The 24,808-nt window shown below is 68.1% G+C and carries 22 protein-coding genes and 3 tRNA genes; 4 read left to right on the forward strand and 21 right to left on the reverse strand.

All coding sequences use genetic code 11. The features are described from left to right. Positions 1-10 precede the first annotated feature (10 nt). The 7 genes from ACWGJP_RS01985 to ACWGJP_RS02015 all read right to left on the reverse strand — a co-directional run bounded on the left by ACWGJP_RS01985 (position 11) and on the right by ACWGJP_RS02015 (position 6,743). Positions 11-907 carry a hypothetical protein gene (locus tag ACWGJP_RS01985; RefSeq protein WP_452328075.1) on the reverse strand — a complete coding sequence of 299 codons (897 nt, stop codon included), beginning with the start codon at positions 905-907 and terminating at the stop codon, positions 11-13. 244 nt (positions 908-1,151) lie between these two features. Further along, entirely contained in the window at positions 1,152-1,994 is an 843-nt protein-coding gene (gene truA, locus ACWGJP_RS01990; protein WP_452328076.1) for a tRNA pseudouridine(38-40) synthase TruA, read from the reverse strand. A gap of 31 nt (positions 1,995-2,025) precedes the next feature. After that, positions 2,026-2,703 carry a methionine ABC transporter permease gene (locus ACWGJP_RS01995; RefSeq protein WP_452328077.1) on the reverse strand — a complete coding sequence of 226 codons (678 nt, stop codon included), beginning with the start codon at positions 2,701-2,703 and terminating at the stop codon, positions 2,026-2,028. Next, positions 2,700-3,749, reverse strand: a complete 1,050-nt coding sequence (locus tag ACWGJP_RS02000; RefSeq protein ID WP_452328078.1) for a methionine ABC transporter ATP-binding protein — start codon at positions 3,747-3,749, stop codon at positions 2,700-2,702. The genes ACWGJP_RS01995 and ACWGJP_RS02000 overlap by 4 nt, the downstream gene beginning before the upstream one ends. 55 nt (positions 3,750-3,804) lie before the next feature. Beyond that, entirely contained in the window at positions 3,805-4,722 is a 918-nt protein-coding gene (locus tag ACWGJP_RS02005) for a MetQ/NlpA family ABC transporter substrate-binding protein (protein WP_452328079.1), read from the reverse strand. A 73-nt stretch (positions 4,723-4,795) separates the two neighbouring features. Beyond that, on the reverse strand, positions 4,796-6,334 hold the full coding sequence (locus ACWGJP_RS02010) for an APC family permease (RefSeq protein ID WP_452328080.1): 1,539 nt from the start codon (positions 6,332-6,334) through the stop codon (positions 4,796-4,798). A gap of 40 nt (positions 6,335-6,374) precedes the next feature. Beyond that, complete coding sequence (locus tag ACWGJP_RS02015; protein ID WP_452329481.1) at positions 6,375-6,743, reverse strand: winged helix-turn-helix transcriptional regulator; 369 nt, start codon at positions 6,741-6,743, stop codon at positions 6,375-6,377. A gap of 93 nt (positions 6,744-6,836) precedes the next feature. On the opposite strand from ACWGJP_RS02015, the gene ACWGJP_RS02020 reads away from it, so the two are divergent. Then, a complete protein-coding gene (locus ACWGJP_RS02020) occupies positions 6,837-7,691 on the forward strand; it encodes an SDR family oxidoreductase (RefSeq protein WP_452328081.1) in 855 nt (284 codons plus the stop codon). Positions 7,692-7,805: 114 nt separating this feature from the next. Here the strand turns inward: ACWGJP_RS02020 and ACWGJP_RS02025 are convergent, their stop codons facing one another. Genes ACWGJP_RS02025 through ACWGJP_RS02035 form a run of 3 tightly spaced genes read right to left on the reverse strand, consistent with a single transcriptional unit; the run spans position 7,806 to position 11,036 of the window. Beyond that, positions 7,806-9,002 (reverse strand): M20 metallopeptidase family protein, encoded by a 1,197-nt coding sequence (locus ACWGJP_RS02025; RefSeq protein ID WP_452328082.1) that lies wholly within the window; start codon positions 9,000-9,002, stop codon positions 7,806-7,808. 2 nt (positions 9,003-9,004) lie between these two features. Beyond that, positions 9,005-10,438 carry an MFS transporter gene (locus ACWGJP_RS02030; protein ID WP_452328083.1) on the reverse strand — a complete coding sequence of 478 codons (1,434 nt, stop codon included), beginning with the start codon at positions 10,436-10,438 and terminating at the stop codon, positions 9,005-9,007. Continuing rightward, positions 10,428-11,036 carry a TetR/AcrR family transcriptional regulator gene (locus ACWGJP_RS02035; RefSeq protein ID WP_452328084.1) on the reverse strand — a complete coding sequence of 203 codons (609 nt, stop codon included), beginning with the start codon at positions 11,034-11,036 and terminating at the stop codon, positions 10,428-10,430. The genes ACWGJP_RS02030 and ACWGJP_RS02035 overlap by 11 nt, the downstream gene beginning before the upstream one ends. A 185-nt stretch (positions 11,037-11,221) precedes the next feature. Between ACWGJP_RS02035 and ACWGJP_RS02040 the strand changes: the two genes are divergently transcribed. After that, positions 11,222-12,040, forward strand: coding sequence for a histidine phosphatase family protein (locus ACWGJP_RS02040; RefSeq protein ID WP_452328085.1), 819 nt, complete (start codon positions 11,222-11,224; stop codon positions 12,038-12,040). Between the two features lie 55 nt (positions 12,041-12,095). On the opposite strand, the gene ACWGJP_RS02045 is transcribed toward ACWGJP_RS02040, so the two are convergent. Next, entirely contained in the window at positions 12,096-13,535 is a 1,440-nt protein-coding gene (locus ACWGJP_RS02045) for an MFS transporter (protein WP_452328086.1), read from the reverse strand. Positions 13,536-13,615: 80 nt separating this feature from the next. Here ACWGJP_RS02045 and ACWGJP_RS02050 point away from each other — a divergent pair, with 80 nt between their 5' ends. Further along, on the forward strand, positions 13,616-14,074 hold the full coding sequence (locus ACWGJP_RS02050) for a MarR family winged helix-turn-helix transcriptional regulator (protein WP_452328087.1): 459 nt from the start codon (positions 13,616-13,618) through the stop codon (positions 14,072-14,074). A 29-nt stretch (positions 14,075-14,103) separates the two neighbouring features. Next, a complete protein-coding gene (locus ACWGJP_RS02055; protein ID WP_452328088.1) occupies positions 14,104-14,409 on the forward strand; it encodes a hypothetical protein in 306 nt (101 codons plus the stop codon). A 182-nt stretch (positions 14,410-14,591) separates the two neighbouring features. On the opposite strand, the gene ACWGJP_RS02060 is transcribed toward ACWGJP_RS02055, so the two are convergent. The 10 genes from ACWGJP_RS02060 to rpoC form a co-directional block, all read right to left on the reverse strand. After that, a tRNA-Met gene (locus tag ACWGJP_RS02060) sits at positions 14,592-14,665 on the reverse strand. 33 nt (positions 14,666-14,698) lie between these two features. Then, positions 14,699-14,770: transfer RNA gene (locus ACWGJP_RS02065), tRNA-Thr, on the reverse strand. Positions 14,771-14,821: 51 nt separating this feature from the next. Beyond that, complete coding sequence (locus ACWGJP_RS02070; RefSeq protein WP_452328089.1) at positions 14,822-15,964, reverse strand: M23 family metallopeptidase; 1,143 nt, start codon at positions 15,962-15,964, stop codon at positions 14,822-14,824. Between the two features lie 286 nt (positions 15,965-16,250). Beyond that, positions 16,251-17,051: an inositol monophosphatase family protein gene (locus tag ACWGJP_RS02075; protein ID WP_452328090.1), complete on the reverse strand. Its 801-nt coding sequence runs from the start codon at positions 17,049-17,051 to the stop codon at positions 16,251-16,253. Beyond that, complete coding sequence (locus ACWGJP_RS02080; RefSeq protein ID WP_452328091.1) at positions 17,051-18,115, reverse strand: hypothetical protein; 1,065 nt, start codon at positions 18,113-18,115, stop codon at positions 17,051-17,053. Before ACWGJP_RS02080 ends, ACWGJP_RS02075 begins: the two co-directional genes overlap by 1 nt. 76 nt (positions 18,116-18,191) lie before the next feature. Further along, complete coding sequence (locus ACWGJP_RS02085) at positions 18,192-18,989, reverse strand: enoyl-CoA hydratase/isomerase family protein (protein WP_452328092.1); 798 nt, start codon at positions 18,987-18,989, stop codon at positions 18,192-18,194. Between the two features lie 45 nt (positions 18,990-19,034). Further along, complete coding sequence (locus ACWGJP_RS02090) at positions 19,035-19,526, reverse strand: FBP domain-containing protein (RefSeq protein ID WP_452328093.1); 492 nt, start codon at positions 19,524-19,526, stop codon at positions 19,035-19,037. A gap of 60 nt (positions 19,527-19,586) precedes the next feature. Next, positions 19,587-19,671 (reverse strand) — tRNA-Tyr (locus ACWGJP_RS02095). Positions 19,672-19,757: 86 nt separating this feature from the next. Further along, positions 19,758-20,678, reverse strand: a complete 921-nt coding sequence (locus ACWGJP_RS02100; RefSeq protein ID WP_452328094.1) for a PfkB family carbohydrate kinase — start codon at positions 20,676-20,678, stop codon at positions 19,758-19,760. A gap of 254 nt (positions 20,679-20,932) precedes the next feature. Next, positions 20,933-24,808, reverse strand: coding sequence for a DNA-directed RNA polymerase subunit beta' (gene rpoC / locus ACWGJP_RS02105; protein WP_452328095.1), 3,876 nt, complete (start codon positions 24,806-24,808; stop codon positions 20,933-20,935).

Raw genomic sequence — 24,808 nt, forward strand, 5'->3', positions numbered from 1 at the left:
TCGCACGCGCTCACTCATCCCCGTCGTATCCCCAGCGGATGCCCAGCACACCGGGCCCGAACCCGAACCTCGCGGTGTGCACCGAGGCACGGCCCGCGGGCAGCATCCGCACTGTCTCCTCACCGTCGACCTCGGTGTACTCCTCGCACCAATCGGGCTCCGCCCCCTCGGCGAAGTGCGCCCAGATGAGGATCTGTCTGTTCGGCCGATCCACCGCATGCCAGACCGTACGCCGTTCCGGATACTCCACCGGGATCAGCTCGGTGTATTCGATCAGCCCGGTGGCGCCCGCGGCGACCGGATCGTCCAGGACGAGGACGTCGCAGACGATGCGACCGGCGGGATGCCGCATGCTCCGATCGACGCGGGCTCCGGTGATGCGGGTGATCGTCTTCGTCTCATCGGTTCCGGGAATCGCGAGATCGTAGAGCGGCACCTCGGCCAGCGTGCCCTCCGTCGCCTGGATCAGGGCCCTCGTCGACTGGTGCGAGAGATCGCCGTGCGCATCGATATCGGCCGTGATGGAGACGGAGAGATCCCGCAGTGCTGCCTGGGCGACGGTTCCCAGCGCCTCGGCGGTCTCCGCGATCTCCAGATCGATATCGGGCGCGGCGAAGACCGGCTTCGGCTCCGGAACCCTTCCTACTCGCGCTGCGGGACGGATGCGCGCGAGCAGGTGCCCGCGTTCGAGCCCGAGCACGTCCTCGATGGCCTCGACGGCGGCGAGCGACGGCGCACCGTCCGGCTGGCGCGCCCCGGAGCGCCAGTAGCTGAGCGTCGCCATCGAGACGGGGCTTCCCCGATCGGCGAGGCGCCTGTGCAGGGCACCGAGGGACATGCCGGAACCGGCCACGGCAGCCCGGAACTCGGCGGCGAATCCCTCCGAACCGTCGCGTTCATCGTCCATCGTGGCGCTCCGTCCCCCGCTGCGCGTGCTGCCGTTGCGCTCAGCATACGGTCCACGAGCACGCTCATCACACTTCGCCGAATGACTGTGAAGACCGCTCCCGTAGATTCGTCCTACGGCTCGGGTCCTCACCATCCTCCCCGGAAGGGGACCGGAGCCGCCCGCCGGGCGTCTGTGTGGGGGCACAGCCCGGCCCGCTTCCCGCCTGGCCGCGACCCCAAGACTGCCGCCGGGCGGGAAGCCATCATTCGGCGTCGCGCCGCGCTCTCGTCTGATCCGCGCGCGCGGCCAGCAGCTCGTCGGCCGGATAGCCGACCTCGGTCAGCGTGAGCCCACGGGCTGCGAGCACCTTGAACTCGCTCGTGCGCGCGAGCGCATCGCGGAGCACGACGAGGTCGGCCACGTCGAGACGCCCCTCCCCCACGGCGGCGCAGGCCCCGACGAGCGCGCGCACCATGCTGTGGCAGAACGCGTCGGCCTTCACCTCGGCGACGAGCACGCCATCGGCATCCCGCCGCCACCGGTAGTCCAGCAGCGTCCTGATGGTCGTCGCATCGTCGCGCGCCTTGCAGTACGCCGCGAAGTCGTGCAGGCCGATCAGCGTTCGCGCGGCGGCGTCCATCGCATCGACGTCCAGACTCCCGCGGATGCTGGTGGTGTCATCGCGGCGCATCGGATCATAGCCCGTGCCGTCGTCGGCCAACCGGTACCGGTATCGACGCCACACGGCGGAGAAGCGCGCGTCGAAACCGTCCGGCGCGGCCGACGAGGAGGACACCGTGACATCGGAGTAGGCGCCGAGCACTCCTCGCATCCGGCCGGCCAGGGCCACGGCGGGATCCGTCGTGGACCTGCTCCGCCTCGCGGCGATCCTCTCCCACTGCGTCTCGTCGAAGTCGACGTGCGCGACCTGCCCTGAGGCGTGCACTCCGGCATCCGTGCGCCCTGCGACGACGAGCTGCACCGGTGATCCGGCGATCCGCTCGAGCGCGGCTTCCAGCGTCCCCTGGACGGTCCGAAGACCCGGCTGCTTCGCCCAGCCGCGGAAGCCCGTGCCGTCGTAGGCGATGTCGAGACGGATGCGCACGAGGCAAGCCTAGGACGAATCAGGGACCCGATCAGCGACGCAGCACGCGCTGGGCGAGCCAGTTCCCGAAGATCTGCCCGACCTGCACGATCACGATGATGATCGCCACGGTCACCCAGGTGGCTTCCTGGTTGAACTGCTGGTAGCCGTAGATGATCGCGAAGTTGCCGAGGCCTCCACCGCCGATGTACCCGGCCATGGCGGACATGTCCACCACAGCGATGAACATGAACGTGTAGCCGAGGATGAGCGGCGCGAGCGCCTCGGGGATCACCAGCCCGAACAGGATGGCGAAGCGACGAGCCCCGATGGCCAGCGCCGCCTCGACGATGCCGGGGTCCACCGCCACGAGGTTCTGCTCGACGACGCGTCCGATCACGACGGCCGCCATGATCGTCATCGGCACGATCGCGGCCTCGGTGCCCAGCGTCGTCCCCGCGACGAGCTTGGTCACCGGCCCGACCGCGGTGAGGAAGATGATGAAGGGAATCGGCCTGATCACATTGATGAGCAGGTTCAGCACGGTGAACACGACGCGATTCGCGTAGAGGTTGCCAGGTCGCGTCGCGTACAGCGCCGCACCGATCAGGAGCCCCGCCACGCCGCCGATGAGCAGCGTGACGACGACCATGTAGACCGTCTCCTGGATGGACTGCAGCAGCACCGGAGTGAGCGTCGTCCAGTCCGTCGCCGTGCGGATGCCGATCATGATGCCACCTCCGTCGCGCTCTCGTCCGTCGGGCGGAGGACCTCGGCCTTGGTGTGCTGAGACAGCTCGGTGACGACACCGTCGATCACCGAGTCCTCCCCCTGCAGCCGGTAGGTGAGCGTGCCGAGCTGGCGTCCCCGGATGTCCGTCACGCCGCCGAAGACGACCGCGTGCCGGACGCCGTGGCTCTCGAAGACGCGTCCGATGTCCTCGCTGGTGAACTCGTTGACGTCCACGCTCACGAGTGTTCCCCCGCCCGCGGCGAGCGCGTCGAGGGTGTCGCCGGAGGGAACGCCCTGGGTGACCGCCGCGACGAAGCGCTCGGTGAGCGCCGCCCGCGGGTGGGCGAAGACCCGGTAGGTGTCACCGGCATCCACCACGCGTCCGCCGTCCATGACGACGACCTGGTCGCACAGCTCGTGCACGACGGAGATCTGGTGCGTGATGACGACGATGGTGATTCCGAGCCGCCGATTGATCTCCTTCAGGAGCGCGAGCACCTCGCCGGTGGTCTGCGGATCGAGCGCGCTCGTGGCCTCGTCCGCCAGGAGCAGCTCCGGATTGGCCGCGATCGCCCTGGCGATGCCCACGCGCTGCTTCTGGCCGCCGGAGAGCGCACGGGGATAGCGCTCCGCCTTGTCGCGGATGCCGACGAAGTCGAGGAGCTCGTCGACGCGGGCCGTGATGTCCACCTTCTTCCACCCCGCGACCTTGAGCGGATAGGCGACGTTGCCGCGCACCGTCCGGGAGGAGAAAAGGTTGAACTGCTGGAAGATCATCCCGATCCGGCCGCGGAGGCCGCGCAACTGCGCCGAAGAGGCCGTGCCGACGTCGACGCCGAGCACGTTCACCGCGCCGGCCGTCGGGGACTCGAGGCCGTTGATGAGGCGCACCAGCGTGGACTTGCCCGCGCCGGAGTAGCCGATGATCCCGACGATCGAGCCCGGCTGCACCTCGAGCGAGATGTCGTCGAGTGCTGCGACGTCGGGACCCCTGCGCGTTCCGGGGAACGTCTTGGAGACGTGGTCGAACGTGATGATGCTCATCGGACTGCCTTCGTTCTCTGTTCCACGACCGCGCAGGGGCCACCGCCCCGTGAGGTCAGCCCTGTGCCGCGAGCAGCTCTTCGAGCGATGCGAGCTCGTCCTGAAGCTGCTCGGCGGTCCAGTCCGCCTTGAACTGCAGGTTGCCCTGGTTCAGCTCGGTGACGGCCGCCTCGACCTCTGCGGAGTGGTACGCGTCGACGATGGTCTGCCAGCGCGGGTCATCCTTGTTCTCATCCTTCACGACGAACGCGTTGATGTAGGGAGCGAGCTCGGGGTTGTCGAGATCCTCCTTGTAGATGATGAGGTCGTCGCCCAGTCCGCCCTTCTGCGCCTGGGTGTTGTTGACGACAGCCGCCTGGGCGCTGCCGTCCTTGAGCGCCGTGACCGTCTGGTTGGAGTCCACGGCGAGGATCTCGACCTTGCTGGAGAGGATGTCCGCCTCGGAGGAGTAGGCGCTGCCGCCGTCGGCGAGCTCGAGCAGGCCGGCGCTCTGCAGGTTCAGAAGCGCGCGGGACAGGTTGGTCGGGTTGTTCGGGATCGCGACCGTGGTGCCCTCGGGGATGTCGGCCACGTCGGAGTACTGCTCGGAGTACAGCGCCAGCGGGTACACCGCCGTCGCTCCGACCGGAACGAGGGTGCCGCCGCTGTTGACGTTGAAGTCCGCGAGGAAGATCAGGTGCTGGAACAGGTTGATGTCGGCCTCGCCGTCCTGCACGGCCTGGTTCAGCTGGACGCCGTCGGTGAGGGTCTGCACCTCGAGGTCGATGCCCTCCTCGGCGAGCTTGTCCTTGAGGATGGTCCAGTGCGCCTCGGTGCCGTCGTCTGCGACGAGGACGACCTTGCTGCTCTCCTCGGAACCGCCCTCCGCCTCGTCGCCGCCCGTCGCGCAGGCGGCCATCGACAACGTCATGGCACCGGCGGCCAGAACGCCGATCGCGGACAGGACCTTGTTCTTCACACTCTTGCTGTTCACGGGTCGAGTGAAACACGGGGATGCTCCGCGCGCCGATTCGGTCGGTAACCGCGCGTAACGCAGGCCTGAGGCGTCAGATCCCGCCGTCGATCGAGCGGATGACCTCCCCCGGCTCGTCTGGCACCATGACCTGCGTGTCGCGGTTCAGACTCTCCCCGGCGAAGAACCGCTTCGACCGCGGGAAGAGATACCAGACGAACATCAGCACGAGACCGACGGCGAGCGAGCCGATGCCGACGACGAAGGTGCCGCCGATGCCCCAGATCACCGTGTAGCCGTAGTCGACGTCCCACATGTCGATCGCCGATTGCACGAACGCCCCGGCCAGCAGCACGCCGCCGAGCAGCGGGAAGAGTCCCTTGAAGAAGAAGTCGCGTGCCGAGCGGGTGAGGTCCCGACGGAAGTACCAGACGCAGGCGAAGCCGGTGATGGCGTAGTAGAACGCGATGGCGAGACCGAGCGAGAGGATGGAGTCCTGCAGGATGTTGTCGCTGATCAGGGTCATGGCCACGTAGTAGCAGATCGCGACGACACCCATCACGATCGTCGAGAACGACGGGGTCTTGAAGCGCGGGTGCACTTCCTTGAACTTCGCGGGAAGCGCACGGTACACCCCCATCGCGAGCGTGCCGCGGGCGGTCGGCAGGATCGTGGTCTGCGTCGACGAGATCGCCGAGATGATCACGGCGAGCACGAGGAACCAGCCGAACGGGCCGAGCAGGCCGTCCTTGATGGCGAGGAAGAAGTCGTCGGCGTTCGCCTCGTTGCCCAGGCCCGTGCCGCTCTCGCCGAGCCCGGCGTACATCATCGCCGAGATCGTGACCGCGACATAGGTCACGAGCAGGATCACGCAGGTGAGCACGGCCGCGCGCCCGGGGATGCGCTTGGGGTCCTTCGTCTCTTCATTGAGGGCAAGGCAGGTGTCCCAGCCCCAATAGATGAACAGCGCGAGCAGGATCGCCTCGGTGAAGCCGGACCAGTCGGTGAAGGCGAAGGGGTTCAGCCACTCCCAGTCGAACGGCGTGGGATTCGGAGCAGTTCCGGCGGCGAACTGCCAGAACGCCGCGATCACGAAGATCGCGAGGGCGAGGTACTGCACGCCGAGCAGGATGTTCTGGATGCGTTCGCCGATCTCGACGCCGCGCCAGCTGACCCAGGTCATCAGAGCGATGAAGACGACGGCGACGAGGACCACGCGCAGGTCGTTGTTCTCGAGGTCCTGATCGAAGAGCGACCAGAAGTAGACGGAGGCGATCTGCGCGAGGTTGGCAAGCACGACCATGCCCGCCACGGCCACGCCCCAGCCGCCCATCCAGCCGACCCACGGCCCGAACGCCTTCGTGCCCCAGGTGAACGTCGTCCCGCAGTCCGGTACGGCGTTGTTGAGCTCGCGGTAGGCGAAGGCGATGAGGAGCATCGGGATGAAGGCCAGGATGAAGGCGATCGGAGCCTGGGCACCGACGGCGATCACCACCCAGCCCAGCGAGGCGACCAGCGAGTACACCGGAGCCGTGGACGCCAGACCGATGACGGTCGATCCCCAGAGCCCCAGTGTGCCGGTCGCCAGACCCTTGCCCTCCGGGCGTTCGAGATAGATCGGCGTCGTCGACATGCAGTGAACATATGACCACGAGAACCGCGCGGTCAAGAGGTCAGGCGTCTCGGCCGAGCATCCCGTCTGCGTGATCGGCGACCCACTCCATCAGCGGCAGCATCCGATCCATCAGGTCGCGCCCCAGCGGCGTCAGGCTGTACTCGACGTGCGGCGGCACCGTCGGGAAAGACTCGCGGTGCACGAGCCCGTCGTCGGCGAGCGTGCGAAGCGTCGAGGCGAGCATCTTCTCACTGATGCCGCCGACCTCCCGGCGCAGCTCGCCCCACCGCCGGGTGCCGTCGGAGAGTGCCGAGAGCACGAGCACGCCCCACTTGCTCATCACGTGATCGAGGACGACCCGCGTACTGCAGCCCTGATCGAAGACGAGCGGCCGTTGCTCCTTCAACTGCGCAAAACTCACCATGATGTAGGTACCTTACCTGAAAGTGGGTACCAGCGCTTCGGAATGCGTCGGGTGTGCTGAGCGGTTGTCACCGATGTCATCACGAAAGGACAACCCATGAGCATCCTCGTCACCGGAGCAACCGGCCAGCTCGGCCGCCTCGTCATCGACAGCCTGCTGGAGCGCGGCGCTCCCGCCGAGTCGATCATCGCCGGCGCGCGCGACACCACGAAGGCCGCGGATCTCGCCGCCAAGGGCGTCGCGGTCGTCGCCCTGGACTATGCCGATGCCGCCAGTGTCACCGCCGCCGTCGCCGGCGCTGACACTGTTCTGCTGATCTCCGGCTCCGAAGTCGGCCAGCGTGTGGCCCAGCACAAGACCGTCATCGATGCGGCCGCCGCGGCGGGCGTCGCCAAGCTCGTCTACACCAGCGCCCCGAAGGCGACCACGAGCGATCTCGTGCTCGCGCCGGAGCACAAGGCCACCGAAGAGCTCATCGCGGCATCCGGCATCCCCGCGGTGATCCTGCGCAACAACTGGTACACCGAGAACTACGCGGGCGACCTCCAGAGCGCCGGAGCATCCGGCGTCCTGGTCGCGAGCGTCGGAGAGGGACGCGTCGCCTCGGCGAGCCGCAAGGACTTCGCGGATGCCGCAGCCGTCGTGCTCCTGGAGGACGGTCACCTCGGACAGGTCTATGAGCTGGGCGGGGACGTCGCCTGGAACTACGCCGACCTGGCGGAGGCGATCTCCGAGGTCGTCGGCCGACCGGTCGAGTACACGCCTCTCACGACAGAGGCGCATGCGGCGGAGCTCGAGGCGGCAGGGCTCGACGCGGGCACGGTCGGGTTCGTGACGGCGCTGGACGCAGGCATCGCCGGTGGCGCACTCGCCGACACGGATGGCACGCTGTCGAAGCTCATCGGCCGCCCGACGACGCCGCTCGTCGACGGCCTGCGCGCGATCGCCTGAGCCGAGGGGGTGCAGCGACGTGGCTCTTGTGGCCGCCTCCCGAGCAGGGATGCGACCACAAGAGCCACTGATCTCGACGGGTGCGCGGCGCCACGTCGCCCTGCGCGGCGGGAGTCAGCCCCTGGCGGTGCGAGCGAAAGCGACAGCGGCGAGCGCGGCGGCCTGATCGCCGAGAACCGCGTCGTCGAACACCACCCGCGGCGAGTGGTTCCACTCCACCGTCGCAAGATCCGCCTCGGGCGGCGACGTCATCAGCGCGATGAAGGTGCCTGGCACCTCGTCGAGGACGAACGCGAAGTCCTCGGACCCCATCATCGGGGTGGGCATGATCATCACGCGCTGCTCCCCGAACACTCCGCGCAGCACGTCAACGGTCTCAGCGGTCTCCGCTTCCGCGTTCACCGTCACCGGGTACATCGTGTCGAACCGCACATCTGCGGTGAGACCGTGTGCAGAGGCCACCCCTGCGATGACCCTCGGCAGCCCGTCCTTCAGAGTCGCCAGGGACGCCGGCGACATGTTGCGCACCGTCGCGGCGAGTTCGACCTTCTCGGGGATGACGTTCACCGCGCCGTCGCCCGTGGACACACGGGTGACCGAGAGGACCACGGGATCGAAGGCGTCGAAGCGGCGCGTGACGAAGCTCTGCAGGGCGAGCACCATCTCGGCCGCGGCGGGAACCGGATCGAGCGTCTGCTGGGGCTGAGACCCGTGACCGCCTCGGCCGTTGACGGTGACGTACAGCTGGTTGGAGCCCGCGGCGACGGCGCCCGACCGAGTGGCGAACACGCCGCGCGGCCCCGGTGCGACGTGGATCGCATACGCAGCGACGGGCTTGTCGCCCGCGGCATCGAGCAGACCCTCGTCGAGCATGACCTTCGCTCCGCCGTGGCCTTCTTCACCGGGCTGGAACATGAAGATCACCGAACCGTGCAGCGTCTCGCGGCGCGCGGCGAGGAGCTTCGCGGCGCCGACCAGCCCCGCGGTGTGAAGGTCATGGCCGCAAGCGTGCATGCTGCCGTTGGTCGATGCGAAGTCGAGCCCGGTCGCCTCCTCGATCGGCAGCGCGTCCATGTCGCCGCGCAGCAGCACCGTCGGCCCGGGGAGGGCGCCACGGAGCACGGCCACGACCGAGGTCGTCCTGGTTCCTGTCGTGATCTCGAGCGGCAGTCCCTCCAGAGCGTCGAGCACCTTCCGCTGCGTGCGGGGCAGGTCGAGACCGAGCTCGGGGTCGGCGTGCAGCGCACGACGGAGCTCCACGAGCCCGGGGAGGACGGCACGGGCCTCTGCGGCGAAGTCGGGGGTGGTCATGGTCAGCCTTCCGTGGTGGGGTCGGTCGTCGCCTTCGGCATCCGCATGACGGAGAGCGCGACGACAGCGATGAGGAATGCGGCGGCGCACACGCTCCAGATCGTGATGTAGCCGCCGATCGAGGAGGACAGGGAGCCGGACGCCGTGAAGGCGGCCAGCAGCACCGCGAAGACCGCCCCGGCAGCCGATCCGCCCAGCGTGCGCAGCGAGTTGTACACCCCGGCGGCGATGCCGGTGTCGTCGCTCGGCGCGAGCTCGGCGACGAGAGCGGGCAGCGCTCCGAGCAGGAAGCCCATGCCGATGCCGTTGATGGCCGAGATGAGGAAGATCTGCCAGAGGTGGTCGTGGAACGCGATCTGGATGAGCGATCCGGATGCGGCCAGCGATGCGCCCGTCACGAGCACCGCGCGGATGCCGATGCGGCGCGCGAGGGGTGCGAACGTCGCCGCGCCTGCCGTCGCGAGGATCGTGACGACAGCGGTCACCGCCGATGCCGTGCCCGCCGATGCGGCGAAGCCGTACCCCGTCTCCGCAGGATCCGCGGTGAGGAAGGTGGTCGAGGGAGACTGCGCACCGAACATCACCATGCCGAAGAGGAACGCCGTCAGGTAGACCGGGCCGAGACGCGGCGAGACGATCAGGCGGATGTCGATGGCCGGGGCGGTGGCGCGCAGTTCCCAGACGACCCAGAGCCCGAAGATGACGAGCGCGGCGACAAGGGTTCCGATCGTCGCCGCCGAGGCGAAGCCCTCGCTGGAGGCGAGGCGGAGCCCGAAGAGCAGCGTCACCATCGCGAGACCGATGCCGATGAATCCGAGCACGTCGATCTTCGCCCCCGTGCGCGACGTGGACTCGGGCACCTTGAAGAAGACGGCGTAGGTGCTGACCAGCACGAACACGACCGGCACGAGCAACGTGAGGGTGAGCGAAGGCAGAACGGCGGAGAACACTCCCGCCGAGATCGTCCCCAGGATCGCTCCACCGGTGAGACACGAGACGAGGAGTCCGATCGAGGTGCGAGCCGTCTCTCCCTTGATCCGGTTGTGCACGAGAGCGATCTCGAGCGGCAGCCAGACGGCCAGGGGGCCGACGAGGATGCGCGCGGCGAGCACGAGCTCGTAGCTGGGCAGGAAGGCGGTCACGAGCGTGCCGATGAGCACGGCCACGACGGCGATACGAAGCATCCGGCGATGTCCGAAGATGTCGCCGAGCTTCGAGAGCAGCGGAACGCACACGGCAGCCGCGAGGGTCTGCACGGTGAGGAACCAGGTGATGTCCGCGTCGGAGACCTGAAGGTGACCGGCGATCTCGCCGAGCAACGGGGCGTAGAAGCCCTGCACGAAGCCGCTGGCAAGCTCGCAGAAGATGAGGAAGCCGACGACGGCGCGAGCGCTCACCTTCGGCAGGGACTGGGTGACGGGGGTGTCAGTGGACATGAAGGGCCTGTTCGTCGGCGTCGTCGAGACGGCGCGGCGGTCGGGTCACGAGAGCATCGATGATGTCGATGTAATGCTGTTCGTGGATGCGGGTGCGCTTGACCGACTGCCGGTACAGGGTGAGCCCGGCGATCGTGTCGAGGATGATGTCGTGGTGGACATCGGCGGGGAGCTCGCCTCTGGCGATGGCACGGTCGATGATCTCGATCCCCTGTGCGCGGCGGTGCTGGAAGAACCCCTCCCAGAGGGAGGGAAAGACGTCGGGTTCGAACATGGCGCGCAGGCCATGGCTCTGCTCGGGGGACAGTTCCTGGTTGCGCTGATTCTGCAGGGCATGGTCGAGGAGGTCTCGCCGCACGTCACCGCTGTCGGGGGTGCGACCGAGGGAGACCTGCGCCTGCAGGGCGGCGGCGACGAGCCTCCCCTTGTCGGGGTACCGGCGATAGATGGCCGCCTTGCCGCACAGGGCCGCTTTCGCGACCTTCTCGACGCTCAGCGCGGCGTACCCGCTCTCACCGAGCAGCCGTCCGGTCGCCTCGAGGATGCGCCGGGTGAGGTCTTCGTCGGTGGGACGACCCGCCTTCTCTTCGGATGCCATGCGACAACGATACGATACGGCCTGTTTCGTAAGTGTTACGGATCGGCCACGATCCGCGGCATCCTCGATCACATCAGTAACCAATCGGTCGGTTTTCATCTACCAGACGGTCTGGTTTGGAGTACGGTTTCGAATGCATCGCGTCACGGACGACGCGACCGCACCGGAGATCAGAGGAGATTCCCTTGCCCAGCCACCGCATTCACCGCGCCATCGCCATCGCATCCGTCGCCGCCGCAGCGGTGACGCTCAGTGCCTGCTCCCCCGCAGCGGAGGAGGCGGAGACGACCGCGACCCAGCCCGACGGTCCCGTCACGATCTACCTCACCCGCCACGGCGAGACCATGCTCAACGAGCTCGATCGCGCACAGGGATGGGCAGACAGCCCGCTCGTCGCCGCGGGCGAGGCAGACGCCGAGGACCTCGGCCTCGGACTGGACGCCGCGGGCATCGAGTTCGACGCGGCGTACTCCGCCGACATGGTCCGCCACTTCGACACCGCGTCGCTCGCGCTACAGGCCGGCGGATCCGATCTCGAGCCCGTGCGCGACGAGCGCCTCCGCGAGATCTCCTTCGGCCGCTTCGAGGGCGCCTCGAACGGCGAGATGTGGGACTTCGCAGCCTCCGCGATGGGATATGCAGACACCGCGGCGATGTTCGCGGACGCGGGAGGCTTCTCGTTCACCGATGCACTGGATGCCATCGCCACCGGATCCGAGGGCACCGACCTCACAGCAGAGACATCCGCGGACGTCGCAGGTCGCGCACTCGCCGCACTCGAGGAGATCGCTGAACGCGCGACGGAGGATGGTGACGACGACGTCCTCGTCGTCTCGAGCGGCATCACGATCATGACCGTGCTCGGAGCTCTCGGCACCGACCTCAGCTCGGTGACGACGGGGATCGAGAACGCCGCGGTGAGCGTGCTCGTCTGCGACGACGGCGAATGGAGCGTGGAGAGCGTGAACGACCTGAGCTACGTCGAGGCGGGCGCGGAGCTGTAGATGCCGGGGTGGTGCGACGGTTCACCGGCGCACCACCCGACCCGTGCTGTGTCGCTCAGGATGCTGTGACGGGCATTTCCTGTCCGGCGGGCACCACGGCCTCACTCTTCGGACGGGCGGCCGGGATCAGCAGCGCGATGATCGCGGCCACCCCCGCGACGCCGGCCCCGATGATGAGCGCCACCCGGAAGCCGGTCTCACTGGGGACAGCGACCTCGCCGAGAGGGATGGTCATCTCGGCCAGGACGACGCCGATGATCGCGGCGCCGATCGTCGTGCCGAGCGAGCGCATGAGGGTGTTGAAGCCGTTCGCCGCCGCCGTCTCGCTGCGCGGCACCGCGCCCATGATGATCGCCGGCATGGCACCGTAGGCGAACGCGACGCCGCTGTTGATCACGAGGCCGGTGACGAGGAGCCCCCACGTGCTTCCCATGCCCAGCAGCCCGACCCCGTAGCCCGCGGCGAGGATGAGCACGCCGAGCACGAGGGTGAACTTCGGTCCCTTCGCATCGATGAGTCGGCCGGCCACCGGTGACAGAAGGAGCATCATGAGGCCGGCGGGTGCCATCCAGAGCCCCGCGGCGAGGATCGACTGCCCGAGCCCGTACCCGGTCTGAGACGGCAGCTGCAGCACCTGGGGCATCACGAGCATGCTGGCGTACATCCCGAATCCGACGAAGATCGAGGCGATGTTGGTGAGCAGCACGCGCGGGCGCGCGGTGGTGCGGAGGTCGACGAGCGGATGCTTCACGCGAAGCTCCCACAGCCCCCACCCCGCGAACGCCAACGCGGCCAGGGCGAGCAGCCCGATGGTGAGCGGCGATGCCCAGCCCCACTCCGCGCCCTTGGAGATGGCGAGGATGAAGGAGACCAGCCCGATTGCGAGGCCCACCGCGCCGAGGCCGTCGAAGCGCTGACCTGCCGCCCCGGCAGGCATCGCGGGGACCACGAACCACACGGCGAGTGCGGCGAAGACGGTCACGCCGCTGCCTGCCCAGAACAGCACTCGCCAGTCGGAGAACTCCACGACGGCGGCCGACAGCGGCATCCCGATCGCTCCGCCGACGCCGAGCGTCGCGCTCACGGTGGCGATCGCGGATGAGAGCCGCTCCCGCGGCACTGCGTCCCTCAGCAGGGCGATGCCCAGCGGAACCATGCCCGATCCGATGCCCTGCAGCGCACGACCCACGATCATCACCTCGACGGTCGGCGCGATGGCGCAGACGACTCCGCCGAGGATCAGCGGGATCGAGACGATCATGATCATCCGCTTCTTGCCGAACAGATCCCCGAGGCGTCCGGAGATGGGCACGGCGACGGCCGCGGCGAGAAGTGTTGCCGTGACGATCCATGCCGTGTTCGAGGACGAGGTGGCGAGGATCGATGGGAACTGCGCGATGAGCGGGGTCACCATCGTCTGCGTCAGCGACGATGCGATGCCCGCGAAGGCGAGAACACCGACGATGAGGCCGGGGCGAGGTGCGGATGCCGTCATGCGAGATCTCCGATCTCTTAAATATGTATCGTACATATGCATTCTACACATTAAGTGAGCTGTCGCTCTAGGATCGAGATATGGACGAGCAGGATGCCGTGCGACGGCGCATCGCGGACATCGAGTACGAGCAGATGCTGCAGAGCCGTTTCGCCATCGCCAGGCAGCAGCACGAGGGAGCGATCGACCGGAGCATCTACACGCTGCTGAGCAAGGTGAATGCGCAGGGGCCGATGAGCATCGCCGAACTGAGCGATGCTCTGCGCCTGGACGCCTCGACGCTGCAGCGCCAGACCGGCGCGGCGCTCAAGGCAGGGCTGGTGGAGCGCATCGCCGACCCTGACGGAGGGGTCGCCCGCAAGTTCGCGCTCACCGAAACAGGCCTCGAGCGCATGAGCGCCTCGCGCGAGCGCAGCATCCGGGCATTGGAACGCATCCTGGAGGACTGGACCGATGCCGAGATAGCCCGCTTCGCCGATGATCTGCATCGCTTCAACGTCGACATCGAGCGCTACAGCCGATCCCGGACGTCGTCCTGATCCGTTGCGGGCTTGCTACAGTGCAGGACATGACCGACAAGGACGCAACCGGCCGCCCGCGAGCGCTGCGCAACGCGACCGACGACGAGCGCTTCACCGCGCGGTACGCGACCATCGACGAGGTCGCCGAGCTGCTCGGCGTCGCCCCGGCGTCCCTGCGGCAGACGCTCCGACGTCGCCTGGCCGACGAGGCCTCGCAGACCGGCGACGTCCTGCCGATGCCCATCGGCAATGTCTCCGGCTACCTCTGGGACCGCGATGACCTCACCCCCGAGGCGATCGAGGCCTGGCGGAATCGCCCGAAGCGGGGCTCCTGGCTGAACACCGGCCCCTGATCTCGAGCATTTCGAGCGCTGGTCCCGGCTGCCCGCCCTTGGCGGGATCGAATAAGCACCCTTGCAAGCCCTCCGCGGTGTCATTTCGATCTCGACTGATGAGCGCGGGACGTCGTCGCGGCCACGGCGGGACCATTCGGCAGGAACGACAAAACCCCCGGAGAACCGGGGGTTTTCATCTGTAGCAGGAGCGGGGCTTGAACCCGCGACCTCACGATTATGAGTCGTGCGCTCTCACCAACTGAGCTACCCTGCCGCAAGGCATTCTTCTCGCGAACGGAATGCTGCGAGCCCCGAGTCAGGATTGAACTGACGACCCCTTCCTTACCATGGAAGTGCTCTGCCACTGAGCTATCGGGGCGTGCTGCCTTCGTGAAGGCAACCAGAAAACAATACCATCCTCCAGGCCCGGTCACGAAACCGGGGAGGTGACTCCGTCGTAGCGTCCGGCATTGGCGTTCATCCACGGCAGCGGGTCGACCGTCGAGCCGTTGATGATGATCTCGAAGTGCAGGTGCGCGCCGTAGGAGCGCCCCGTGTTGCCCACGAGACCGACGATGTCGCCCACATCGACGGTGTCGCCGGCCTTGACCCGCAGCGAGCCGTACTGCATGTGCGAGTAGTGGCTCGTGATGACCTCGCCGTCGATGATGTGATCGATGTAGACCGTCACACCATATGCGCCCCCGGACTCCGTCGCGATGCGAACGGTACCCGCGGCGATCGACTGGATCGGCGCGCCTTCGCCGGGCACGAGGTCGATTCCGGCGTGCAGGCGACCCCAGCGCTGGCCGTATCCCGAGCTCATGCCGACACCGACGACGAACGGCCACTGGATCGCGGCGTTCGGGTCGTTCGTGTACAGCGAGTCGGAGTACCGGATGCCCTGCTCCGCCGCGAGATCGACCAGCGAGACCGTGGAGAACCCCTCGGTGCGCGCGAGCGTGTCGTTGGCCACATCCGAGGAAGTGACGAACGCCTGGATCTCGTCCTCATCGACCTCTTCACCGCCGGCGAGAACGGTGCCGGCGGTGACCAGCGAGGCCGAGGCCGTGGCGTTCGAGCCGCCCTGCGTCGCCGCAAGAGCTTCTGCAGGAAGCGTCATCGAGACGGCGAGCAGACCGGCGAGGCCCATGACCGACAGCGAGGCGCCGGCCGCGACAGCCTTGCGCAGCGCGCGCGGGCGGCGCTTGGCGACATGCTCTGGCTCCTGCGGAGCATCCGTCTGCCGATCACCGGCAACGTCGGAATCGACGGCGCGCGGGTCGGAGTCCGGAGCCTGCGAGCGGAACGTCGCGGACGCGGCGAGGAAGAGGTCTTCGCCACCGCTCTCAGGGGCGGCGGAGAACGATTCGCGGATGCTCTCCTCGACGGACGGCGTCTCAGAGGGGTTCTCGAGCGTCTCCGCCTCGACGACCGCAGCCGGATCGGGGGTCACGACCACGACGGACTCGGCGAAGATCTGCTCGACGGTCTCCTGCGGAACAGGAACAGCGGGAACCTCGCCGCGGGCAGGGCGACGAGCCTCGGCAGCGGCGACCGGAGTGAGATCCACAGGGGATGACGCGTTCCGGGAAGCGCGTGCGGCCCGGCGGGAAAGAGGGATGACCGGCTCGGCTCCCTGCGCCGAAGAGGTCCCGTGAGCATCGGTCGCGGCAGGCGCGTTCCGTGCACGGCTCGAGCGGCGCGTCAGCGCAGGCTCGGCCTCGGGGGTATCAAAGGGCAAGACGTATCTCTCGGTCGGCTCTGGGGGAAGCTGAGAACCTTGCCGTTTCGGGCGGCAAAGGTAACGATCAGATAAACCCTACCCTTTCGGGCCTGGGAATGCCATGTGCGCGCCGTCAATCCGGCGAATCGCAGAGCTGCCGGAGCCGATCGTGCACCACTGTCCCTCCTGCGACGAGCATCGGGCGCGGTGACGCGATGTCAAAGCGGCTCACGAGACCGCCCGCTTCACGGACGAGGATGGCGCCCGCGGCGAAGTCCCAGGGTTTCAGCCCTCGCTCGAAGAACCCGTCCATGCGCCCTGCGGCGACATAGGCGAGATCCAGCGCGGCCGATCCGCCTCTGCGCAGATCCCTGGCCATCGGCATGACCTTGCGGACCGTCGCGAGGTCGCCGTCGTGCGTGGACGGGTCATAGCCGAAGCCCGTGGCGAGCAGCGCCCCGGCCGGCGTCTCGGAGGTGACCGCGAGGCGCGCGCCTTCGTGCCAGGCGCCTTCCCCCGCTGCCGCCGAGAACAGCTCGCCGAGAGCAGGGCCGTACACGGCACCCGCGACGTCCTGCCAGGATTCGGGACCCGCTCCCCCGCTCACGGCGGCGATGCTCACGCTGTACGAAGGGATGCCGTAGGCGTAGTTCACCGTGCCGTCGATCGGGTCGACCACCCAGGTGATCCCCGTGCTGGTCTCCGCCGCGCCGGACTCCTCTCCGAGGAAGCCGTCTCCCGGGCGCTCCGCCTGAAGTCTTGCCTTGATGAGGTCTTCCACCTCACGGTCGGCCTCAGTGACGATGTCAGCCAGAGTCGACTTGGTCGCAGCGAGGGCCACACCGGCGGCCCTGCGCATGCGAGCGAGGTCCCCTGCTTCGCGGGCGATGTCGATCGCCAGCTCGCGCAGAGCCGACGCGTCAGGATGCGGCATCACGGAGCGGCGGGTGCGGGCGGCACAGGAGGGGCGGGCGGGGCAGGCGGGGCGGGAGGCACGGGCGGCTGCTCCTGAACCTGCGGCGGCACGGGTGGCTGCGGCTGCTCCTGCGGCTGCGGAGTCTCCGTCGCCGCAGGCTCCGCGGCCGATGCCGGGTAGGCTGCCGCCGCATCCGCGTACGACGCGTCCCAGGCCGCCTCAGGACTGGACGCGGGCGGCGCCGGCCAGACGGGATCCGCCTGCACCGGGGCGGCCGGCGGGAGGGCAGCCGCATAGCCGGGCGCGAGCTGCTGCGGCGCCGGTGCGACGGCGGTGGGGTATCCGGTGTAGTAGGCGTTCCAGTCGGGAGAGCCGTCCGGGAGCACCGGCAGCGGCGTGACGCCGTCGGCATACGTCGGCCACTGCTGCGCCACCGCGGCCGGGGCGGACTGCGGCTTCTTGGGAGCGAACAGGGCGTTCAGCAACGGGATGAGGGTCGTGCCGACCGCGGTCAGGATCGCGAGCGAGACCACGACGCGCCAGTAGAGTTCGTCGTAGCGGATCGTATGCGGGAACGTCAGGAAGAAGATCAGCATCGCCGCGAGCGCCACGAGGAAGATGAGCGTGACGTAGAGGATCACGCGAGTGAACACCGTCACGTACCGCGACGCCGCGGGGAGGAAGAGCCGGGCGTGCAGCAGGGTCAGCTGCAGGATCCCCACCACGAGCAGCAACTGGAAGAAGCGTTCGGCGACACCGAAGTACGCGCCGTCTTCGGGCAGCCAGATCTTCACCGCTCCGACCAGGAGGGCGACGATCCAGGTGATCATGCTCGCCAGGGCGAGCCAGTCCGGACGGTTGCGCGCCAGGCTCGACTCGAGCAGTGCGATGCCCGCGAACCCTGCGAGCAGGAGCACCGTGAGGAAGGCGCGGGCGATCAGGCCGTCCTGGTCTCCGATCAGCACCCACACGACGCAGACGAGCGCGGCCGCGATGAGCGCCCCGATCGCGATCCAGATCGCCCCCCTGATCAGGAGCGAGGTGTTCGGTTTCTCTGCGGCGACGGCCTCCGGCTGCGACATGGCGATCCTCTCGTCATCGGCGATGCTCTCATCCTGCCACGCGCCGGCGACATCGCGGGGAGGTCGCGGCGCCCGCTCAGGAGCGGTGCCGAGCGGATGCGGCGGCGAATCCCGCCACCCTCGCCTGCGCCTCCGGTGTATCGAACGCCGCACCGATGGTCTGCGCCTCTTCGCTGAGCTGCGCGGCGAACGAGCGCCCCGGCTGCGACCGGATCAGCCTCTTCGCCTCGCCATAGGCACCCGCCGCGCCCTCGATCCAGAACCGGGCGACGGCCTCTGCACGCGCACGGACGCGGTCGGCCTCTTCCCGGGCATCCGCACCCTCAACGGCTTCGGCGGCGAGCCCCCATTCCACGGCCTCCTCGGCCGACAGCATCCGATCCTGGAGCACGAGCTGCAGCGCCCTTCGCTCTCCGACCGCGCGGGCAAGCTGCGCCGACACGGACAGGTCGGGCGTCAGGCCGATGTTCGCGTACAGGCTGCCGATCTTCGACGATGCGCCGATCACCGCGTAGTCGCTGCAGAGCAGGATTCCCAGACCTCCCCCGGCGGTCGTGCCGTGCGCGGCGGCTGCGACCGGGATGGCCGATTCCACGAGCGAGCGGATGCCGGTGTTGATCACCTCGGCGAAGGAGGTGATCTCGGCACCCGACCCCATCGTCTCGGCCATGTCGATGACGTCGCCGCCCGCACAGAAGGACGGCCCCGCCGCGTCGATGAGGATCGCGCGAACGTCGCCGCGCCCGGTCGCCTCCGCCGTCGCATCCCGCCATGCGTGGGCGAGGGCGGCATTGAAGGCGTTCAGCCGCTCCGGACGGTTCAGGGTGAGGCGTGCGAGCCCGTCCGTCACGGTCAGCAGGATGGGGTCGCTCATGGCATCTCCTTCGAAGCGCGAGTTCTGCGAGGTTCCAGCGTAACCTCAGCCCTGATCGCAGATCCGTCCGACGAAGCCCTCCATCCGACGCCGGGTGCCGTCCAGCCGGAAGTCGACCTGACCTGCCGCACGGATCTCGTTCGGAGCGAGCGGATGGGCGAGCCGGACGTTCTCGTGGCACGACAGGTCGGCGCAGATGTAGGTCCCCACGCTGTCCCCGCGCGCACCGGCCGCGCCAGCGCGCCGCCCCGAGTAGAGCACCACCTGATTGCCCGGCTGCATGGTGTGGCAGATGTTGCACATTCCGTTGCGGCCCCGACCGGGCTCGGATGCTCGGAGGACGACGCCCACGAGGCCATCGGCCTGCTGGACGAGGACGTAGCCACGGCGCGCCACACCCGGGTCCCGCCAGGCGAAGAAATCGAGGTAGTCCCAGTCGACGAGCAGGAAGTCGTGCGGCATCGCCATCACGCGCAGTTCATCGGCATCCGCATTGACGAAGGACGCACGGACGTCCGCTTCGGTGAGCGCTCGCATCCCCCCAGTCTATGAACTGCGAGGATGGTACGGAAAAACCCCTGCTAGCAGGGGTTTTCTTGGTGGCGAGTGAGGGATTCGAACCCCCGAATGCAGTGCAGTCTGATTTACAGTCAGATCCCTTTGGCCGCTTGGGTAACTCGCCAATGCGCACCCGTCCAACTTGAACAGCCAACCGGGGGCACGAGTAATCATCATACCCGTCCGACTGCGGGGGAAGAAATCGAGTGATCAGGTGCTGAGTCCCGTGCCGTCGCCCCGTACCAGCGACTCCGGCGTACGCAGCAGGCCGCCCTCTCCGCGGCAGGTCGCCGCGGCGATCGACATGGCGCGATCGAGCAGGGCGTGCCACCCCTCGGCATCCGTCGGAGCCCCGAGGAGGAGACCGTCGGCGACGGCGGCCAGCGTCGCATCGCCCGCTCCCACGGTGTCGACGATCGGCTGCGCGAGCGCGGCGATCGGTGCGCGCACCGTGCCGGCATCCGTCGTCAGAACTGCGCCATCCGCACCGGCCGTCGCCAGCACCGCGGACGCGCCCAGGGACATCAGGCGAAACCGAAGCGCGTCGAGATCGCCGTCGTACAGCAGCGCCGCGTCATCGGCGCCGACCTTCACCAGCTCCGCCCTCGCGGCCATTCCTTCGAAGCCGCGGACGAACTCGCCCCTGTCACTGAGCATCCCCGATCGCGGATTCGGATCGAGCGCGAGCCGTGCGTTCCCGAGGACAGCGGCCAGCGCATCGACCTCCTCGCGCACGTCGAAGGGGAAGCAGCTGATCGCGACGATGCCCGCTTCCGCGATCGCCTCCTCCGCCTCGGCCGAGTATCGGATGCTGCGCCGCTGGGCCGCCTCGTTGAAGACGTATGTCGGCTCCCCTCCGTGGGATCGCGTCACGATCGCCCTGGATGAGCCGCGAGGAGCCGCGCTCGCGATCAGCCGGACGTCATGGTCGGCCAGGTACTCGCGGATGTGATCGCCGGCCTCATCTTCACCCACCATCGCGATGAGGGTCGTCGGTGCGCCGAGGCGACGGAGCCCGACCGCGACGTTGAGCGCCGCACCCCCGACCAGCTCGCGCACTCCCATGTCATCCCTGATCTCATCGATCAGGGCGTCTCCGATGACGACGGCGTGCTTGCTCTCTGCGGTCACGCTCCGAACCTACCGCCTCGGCCGACGCTGCGCTCCGGCATGATGGCCACCAGGCCGCGGTGGGGTCCCGAATCGCCGCTTCCCGGCATCCGAGGCGACCACATCAGCCCCCTCCGGGAACGACCGAGGCCCCGGCCCTACGAAGAGGGGCCGAGGCCTCGGCTGAACGCCTGGATCAGTTGTGTCGCGACTGCGTCACTCCACAACTTCAATCGGCTCGGCCGGACGAGCAAGCTCGCCGGCGCTCGCCTCAATCAGTTGTAGGTGCCGGGCGTGATGTCGTCCGTCGAGAACGCGTCGAAGTCGACGTAGCCGAAGTCGCCGTCGGCGTACGCACCGTCGGATGCGAAGATCCGGTTCGGGTAGCGCTCGCTCTTGGCCTCTTCCGTCGCCTCGACCGTGATGTTGCGGTACTTAGACAGACCGGTTCCGGCCGGGATGAGCTTACCGATGATGACGTTCTCCTTGAGACCGACCAGCGGGTCGCGCTTGCCCTCCATGGCGGCCTGCGTGAGAACGCGGGTCGTCTCCTGGAAGGATGCGGCCGACAGCCAGGACTCCGTGGCGAGCGACGCCTTGGTGATACCCATCAGCTCCGGACGGCCGGATGCGGGACGCTTGCCCTCGCCCACGGCCTCGCGGTTGATCTGCTGGTAGCGCTTCAGGTCGACCATCTCACCGGGCAGCAGCGTCGTGTCGCCGTGGTCGACCACGGTGACCTTCCGCAGCATCTGGCGCACGATGACCTCGATGTGCTTGTCGTGGATCGGCACACCCTGCGAGCGGTACACGCCCTGCACGCCGCCGACGAGGTAACGCTGCACCTCGCGGGCACCCATGACGCGCATGACCTCCTTGGGGTCGAGCGTTCCGACCTGCAGCGGCTGACCGACCGTGACGTGCTGGCCGTCCTCGACGAGGAGGGTGGCACGCTTCAGGACCGGGTACACCACAGCCTCGTCGCCGTTGTCGGGCGTGAGGATGACCTTCTTGGCCTTGTCGGTCTCGTCGATCGTGATGCGGCCGTCGGCCTCGGCGATCGGGGACGCGCCCTTGGGGGTACGCGCCTCGAACAGCTCCTGCACACGGGGCAGACCCTGGGTGATGTCATCCGCCGATGCCGAACCACCGGTGTGGAACGTACGCATCGTCAGCTGGGTACCGGGCTCACCGATCGACTGCGCCGCGATGATGCCGACGGCCTCGCCGATGTCCACCGTCTTGCCGGTGGCCAGCGAGCGGCCGTAGCACTGCGCGCAGACGCCGACGGCGGAGTCGCAGGTCAGGACCGAGCGGACCTTGATGGTCTCGACGCCGAGCGCGACCAGCTTGTCGATGAGCACGTCGCCGACGTCCTCACCGGCCGTCGCGACGACCTCGCCCTTGGCGTCCACCACGTCGGAGGCGAGCGTACGGGCGAACACGGAGTTCTCCACGTTCGCGTCACGGACCAGCTCGCCGGCGGCGTTCGGAGCGGCGATCGGCAGCTCCAGGCCCTTCGACGTGCCGCAGTCCTCCTCGCGGATGATGACGTCCTGCGAGACATCCACCAGACGACGGGTCAGGTAACCCGAGTCTGCAGTACGCAGAGCGGTGTCGGCCAGACCCTTACGGGTACCGTGCGTGGCGATGAAGTACTCCGCCACCGACAGACCCTCGCGGTACGAGGAGATGATCGGACGCGGGATGATCTCACCCTTGGGGTTGTTCACCAGGCCTCGCATACCCGCGATGTTGCGGATCTGCAGCCAGTTACCACGGGCGCCGGAGGACACCATGCGGTTGATGGTGTTGTCCGCCGGGAAGTGGGCCTTCATCGCGGCCTGGACCTCGTCGGTCGCCTCGGTCCAGATCTTGATGAGCTCCTGACGACGCTCGGCGTCGGTGGTGAGACCCTTCTCGAACTGGCCCTGGACCTTCGCGGCCTGCTTCTCGTAGCCCGCGACGATCTCCTTCTTGTTCGGCGGCGTGAGGATGTCGCTCAGCGCGACGGTCACACCCGAACGGGTCGCCCAGTAGAAGCCGGCGTTCTTGATGCGGTCCAGCGTCGCCGCCGTCTCGACCTTGGGGTACTCCTCGGCCAGCTTGTTGACGATCTGCGACAGCTTGCCCTTGTCGGCCTGCTCGCGCACGAAGGGGTAGCCCTTCGGCAGCGCGTCGTTGAAGATCGCCTGTCCGAGCGAGGCGTCCACGAGACCGTGACGCTCGTAGCCCTCGGGCGCTTCGCCCTCGAGGAAGGTCAGACCCGGGATGCGGATGCGGACCTTCGCCTGCAGGTCGAGGGTTCCCTCGTCCTTGGCGAGCAGCGCCTCTGCGACGGAGCCGAACGCACGACCCTCACCGGCAGCACCCTCCTTGACCGTGGTCAGGTGGTGCAGGCCGATGATCATGTCCTGCGAGGGCAGGGTCACCGGGCGGCCGTCGGACGGCTTCAGGATGTTGTTCGAGGCGAGCATCAGCACGCGGGCCTCGGCCTGGGCCTCGACCGACAGCGGCAGGTGCACGGCCATCTGGTCACCGTCGAAGTCCGCGTTGAAGGCGGCGCAGACGAGCGGGTGCAGCTGGATGGCCTTGCCCTCGACGAGCTGCGGCTCGAAGGCCTGGATACCCAGGCGGTGCAGGGTGGGAGCGCGGTTCAGCAGCACGGGGCGCTCGCGGATGATCTCCTCGAGCACGTCCCAGACCTCGGGACGGGTGCGCTCGACGGCACGCTTGGCTGCCTTGATGTTCTGCGAGTGACCGAGGTCGATGAGGCGCTTGATCACGAACGGCTTGAACAGCTCGAGCGCCATCTGCTTGGGCAGACCGCACTGGTGCAGGTTGAGCTGCGGGCCGACGACGATGACCGAACGGCCGGAGTAGTCGACGCGCTTTCCGAGCAGGTTCTGGCGGAAGCGACCCTGCTTGCCCTTGAGCATGTCGCTCAGGGACTTCAGGGCGCGGTTGCCGGTACCGGTGACGGGGCGACCGCGGCGGCCGTTGTCGAACAGGGCGTCGACGGCTTCCTGCAGCATCCGCTTCTCGTTGTTGACGATGATCTCGGGGGCGCCGAGGTCGATCAGACGACGAAGACGGTTGTTGCGGTTGATCACGCGACGGTAGAGGTCGTTCAGGTCGCTGGTGGCGAAGCGGCCACCGTCGAGCTGGACCATCGGGCGCAGCTCCGGCGGGATGACCGGGACGACGTCCAGGACCATCGCGGCCGGGCTCATGCCGGTCTCGAGGAACGAGCTGACGACCTTGAGGCGCTTGATCGCGCGGATCTTGCGCTGCCCCTTGCCCTCGGAGATCTGCAGGCGCAGGTTCTCGGCCTCGGCGGCCAGGTCGAACGCCGCGAGACGGCGCTGGATCGACTCGGCACCCATGTGGGCCTCGAAGTACTGACCGAACCGGTCCTGCAGCTCGTGGAAGACATCGTCCTCCGGACGCAGGGCGCCGACCTCGAGCGTGCGGAAGTCCTCCCAGACGCGCTCGAGCTTGGCGATCTGCTCGTCGGTGCCCTTGCGGAGCTGAGCCATCTCCTTCTCGGCGGCGTCCTTGACCTTCTTCTTGGCGTCGGCCTTGGCGCCCTCCGCCTCGAGGGCTGCGAGCTCCTCCTCCAGCTTGGCCAGGCGCGCGGCGATCTTGGAGTCGCGACGGTCCGCGAGCGTCTTCAGCTCGAGGCGGATGTTGTTCTCCTGCGTGGCGAGGTCGCGGTGACGAGCATCCTCGTCGACCGAGATCACCATGTAGGCGGCGAAGTAGATGACCTTCTCGAGGTCCTTCGGAGCCATGTCCAGCAGGTACCCGAGGCGCGAGGGCACGCCCTTGAAGTACCAGATGTGGGTCACGGGAGCGGCGAGCTCGATGTGTCCCATGCGCTCACGACGGACGGAGCTCTTGGTGACCTCCACGCCGCAGCGCTCGCAGACGATGCCCTTGAAGCGGACGCGCTTGTACTTGCCGCAGGCGCACTCCCAGTCGCGGCTCGGTCCGAAGATCTGCTCGCCGAAGAGGCCGTCCTTCTCGGGCTTGAGCGTGCGGTAGTTGATGGTCTCGGGCTTCTTGACCTCACCGTACGACCATCCGCGGATGTCGTCTGCGGTGGCGAGGCCGATGCGAAGCTCATCGAAGGTTGTTGCGTCGAGCAC

This window comes from Microbacterium sp. NPDC055903 (assembly GCF_053615555.1).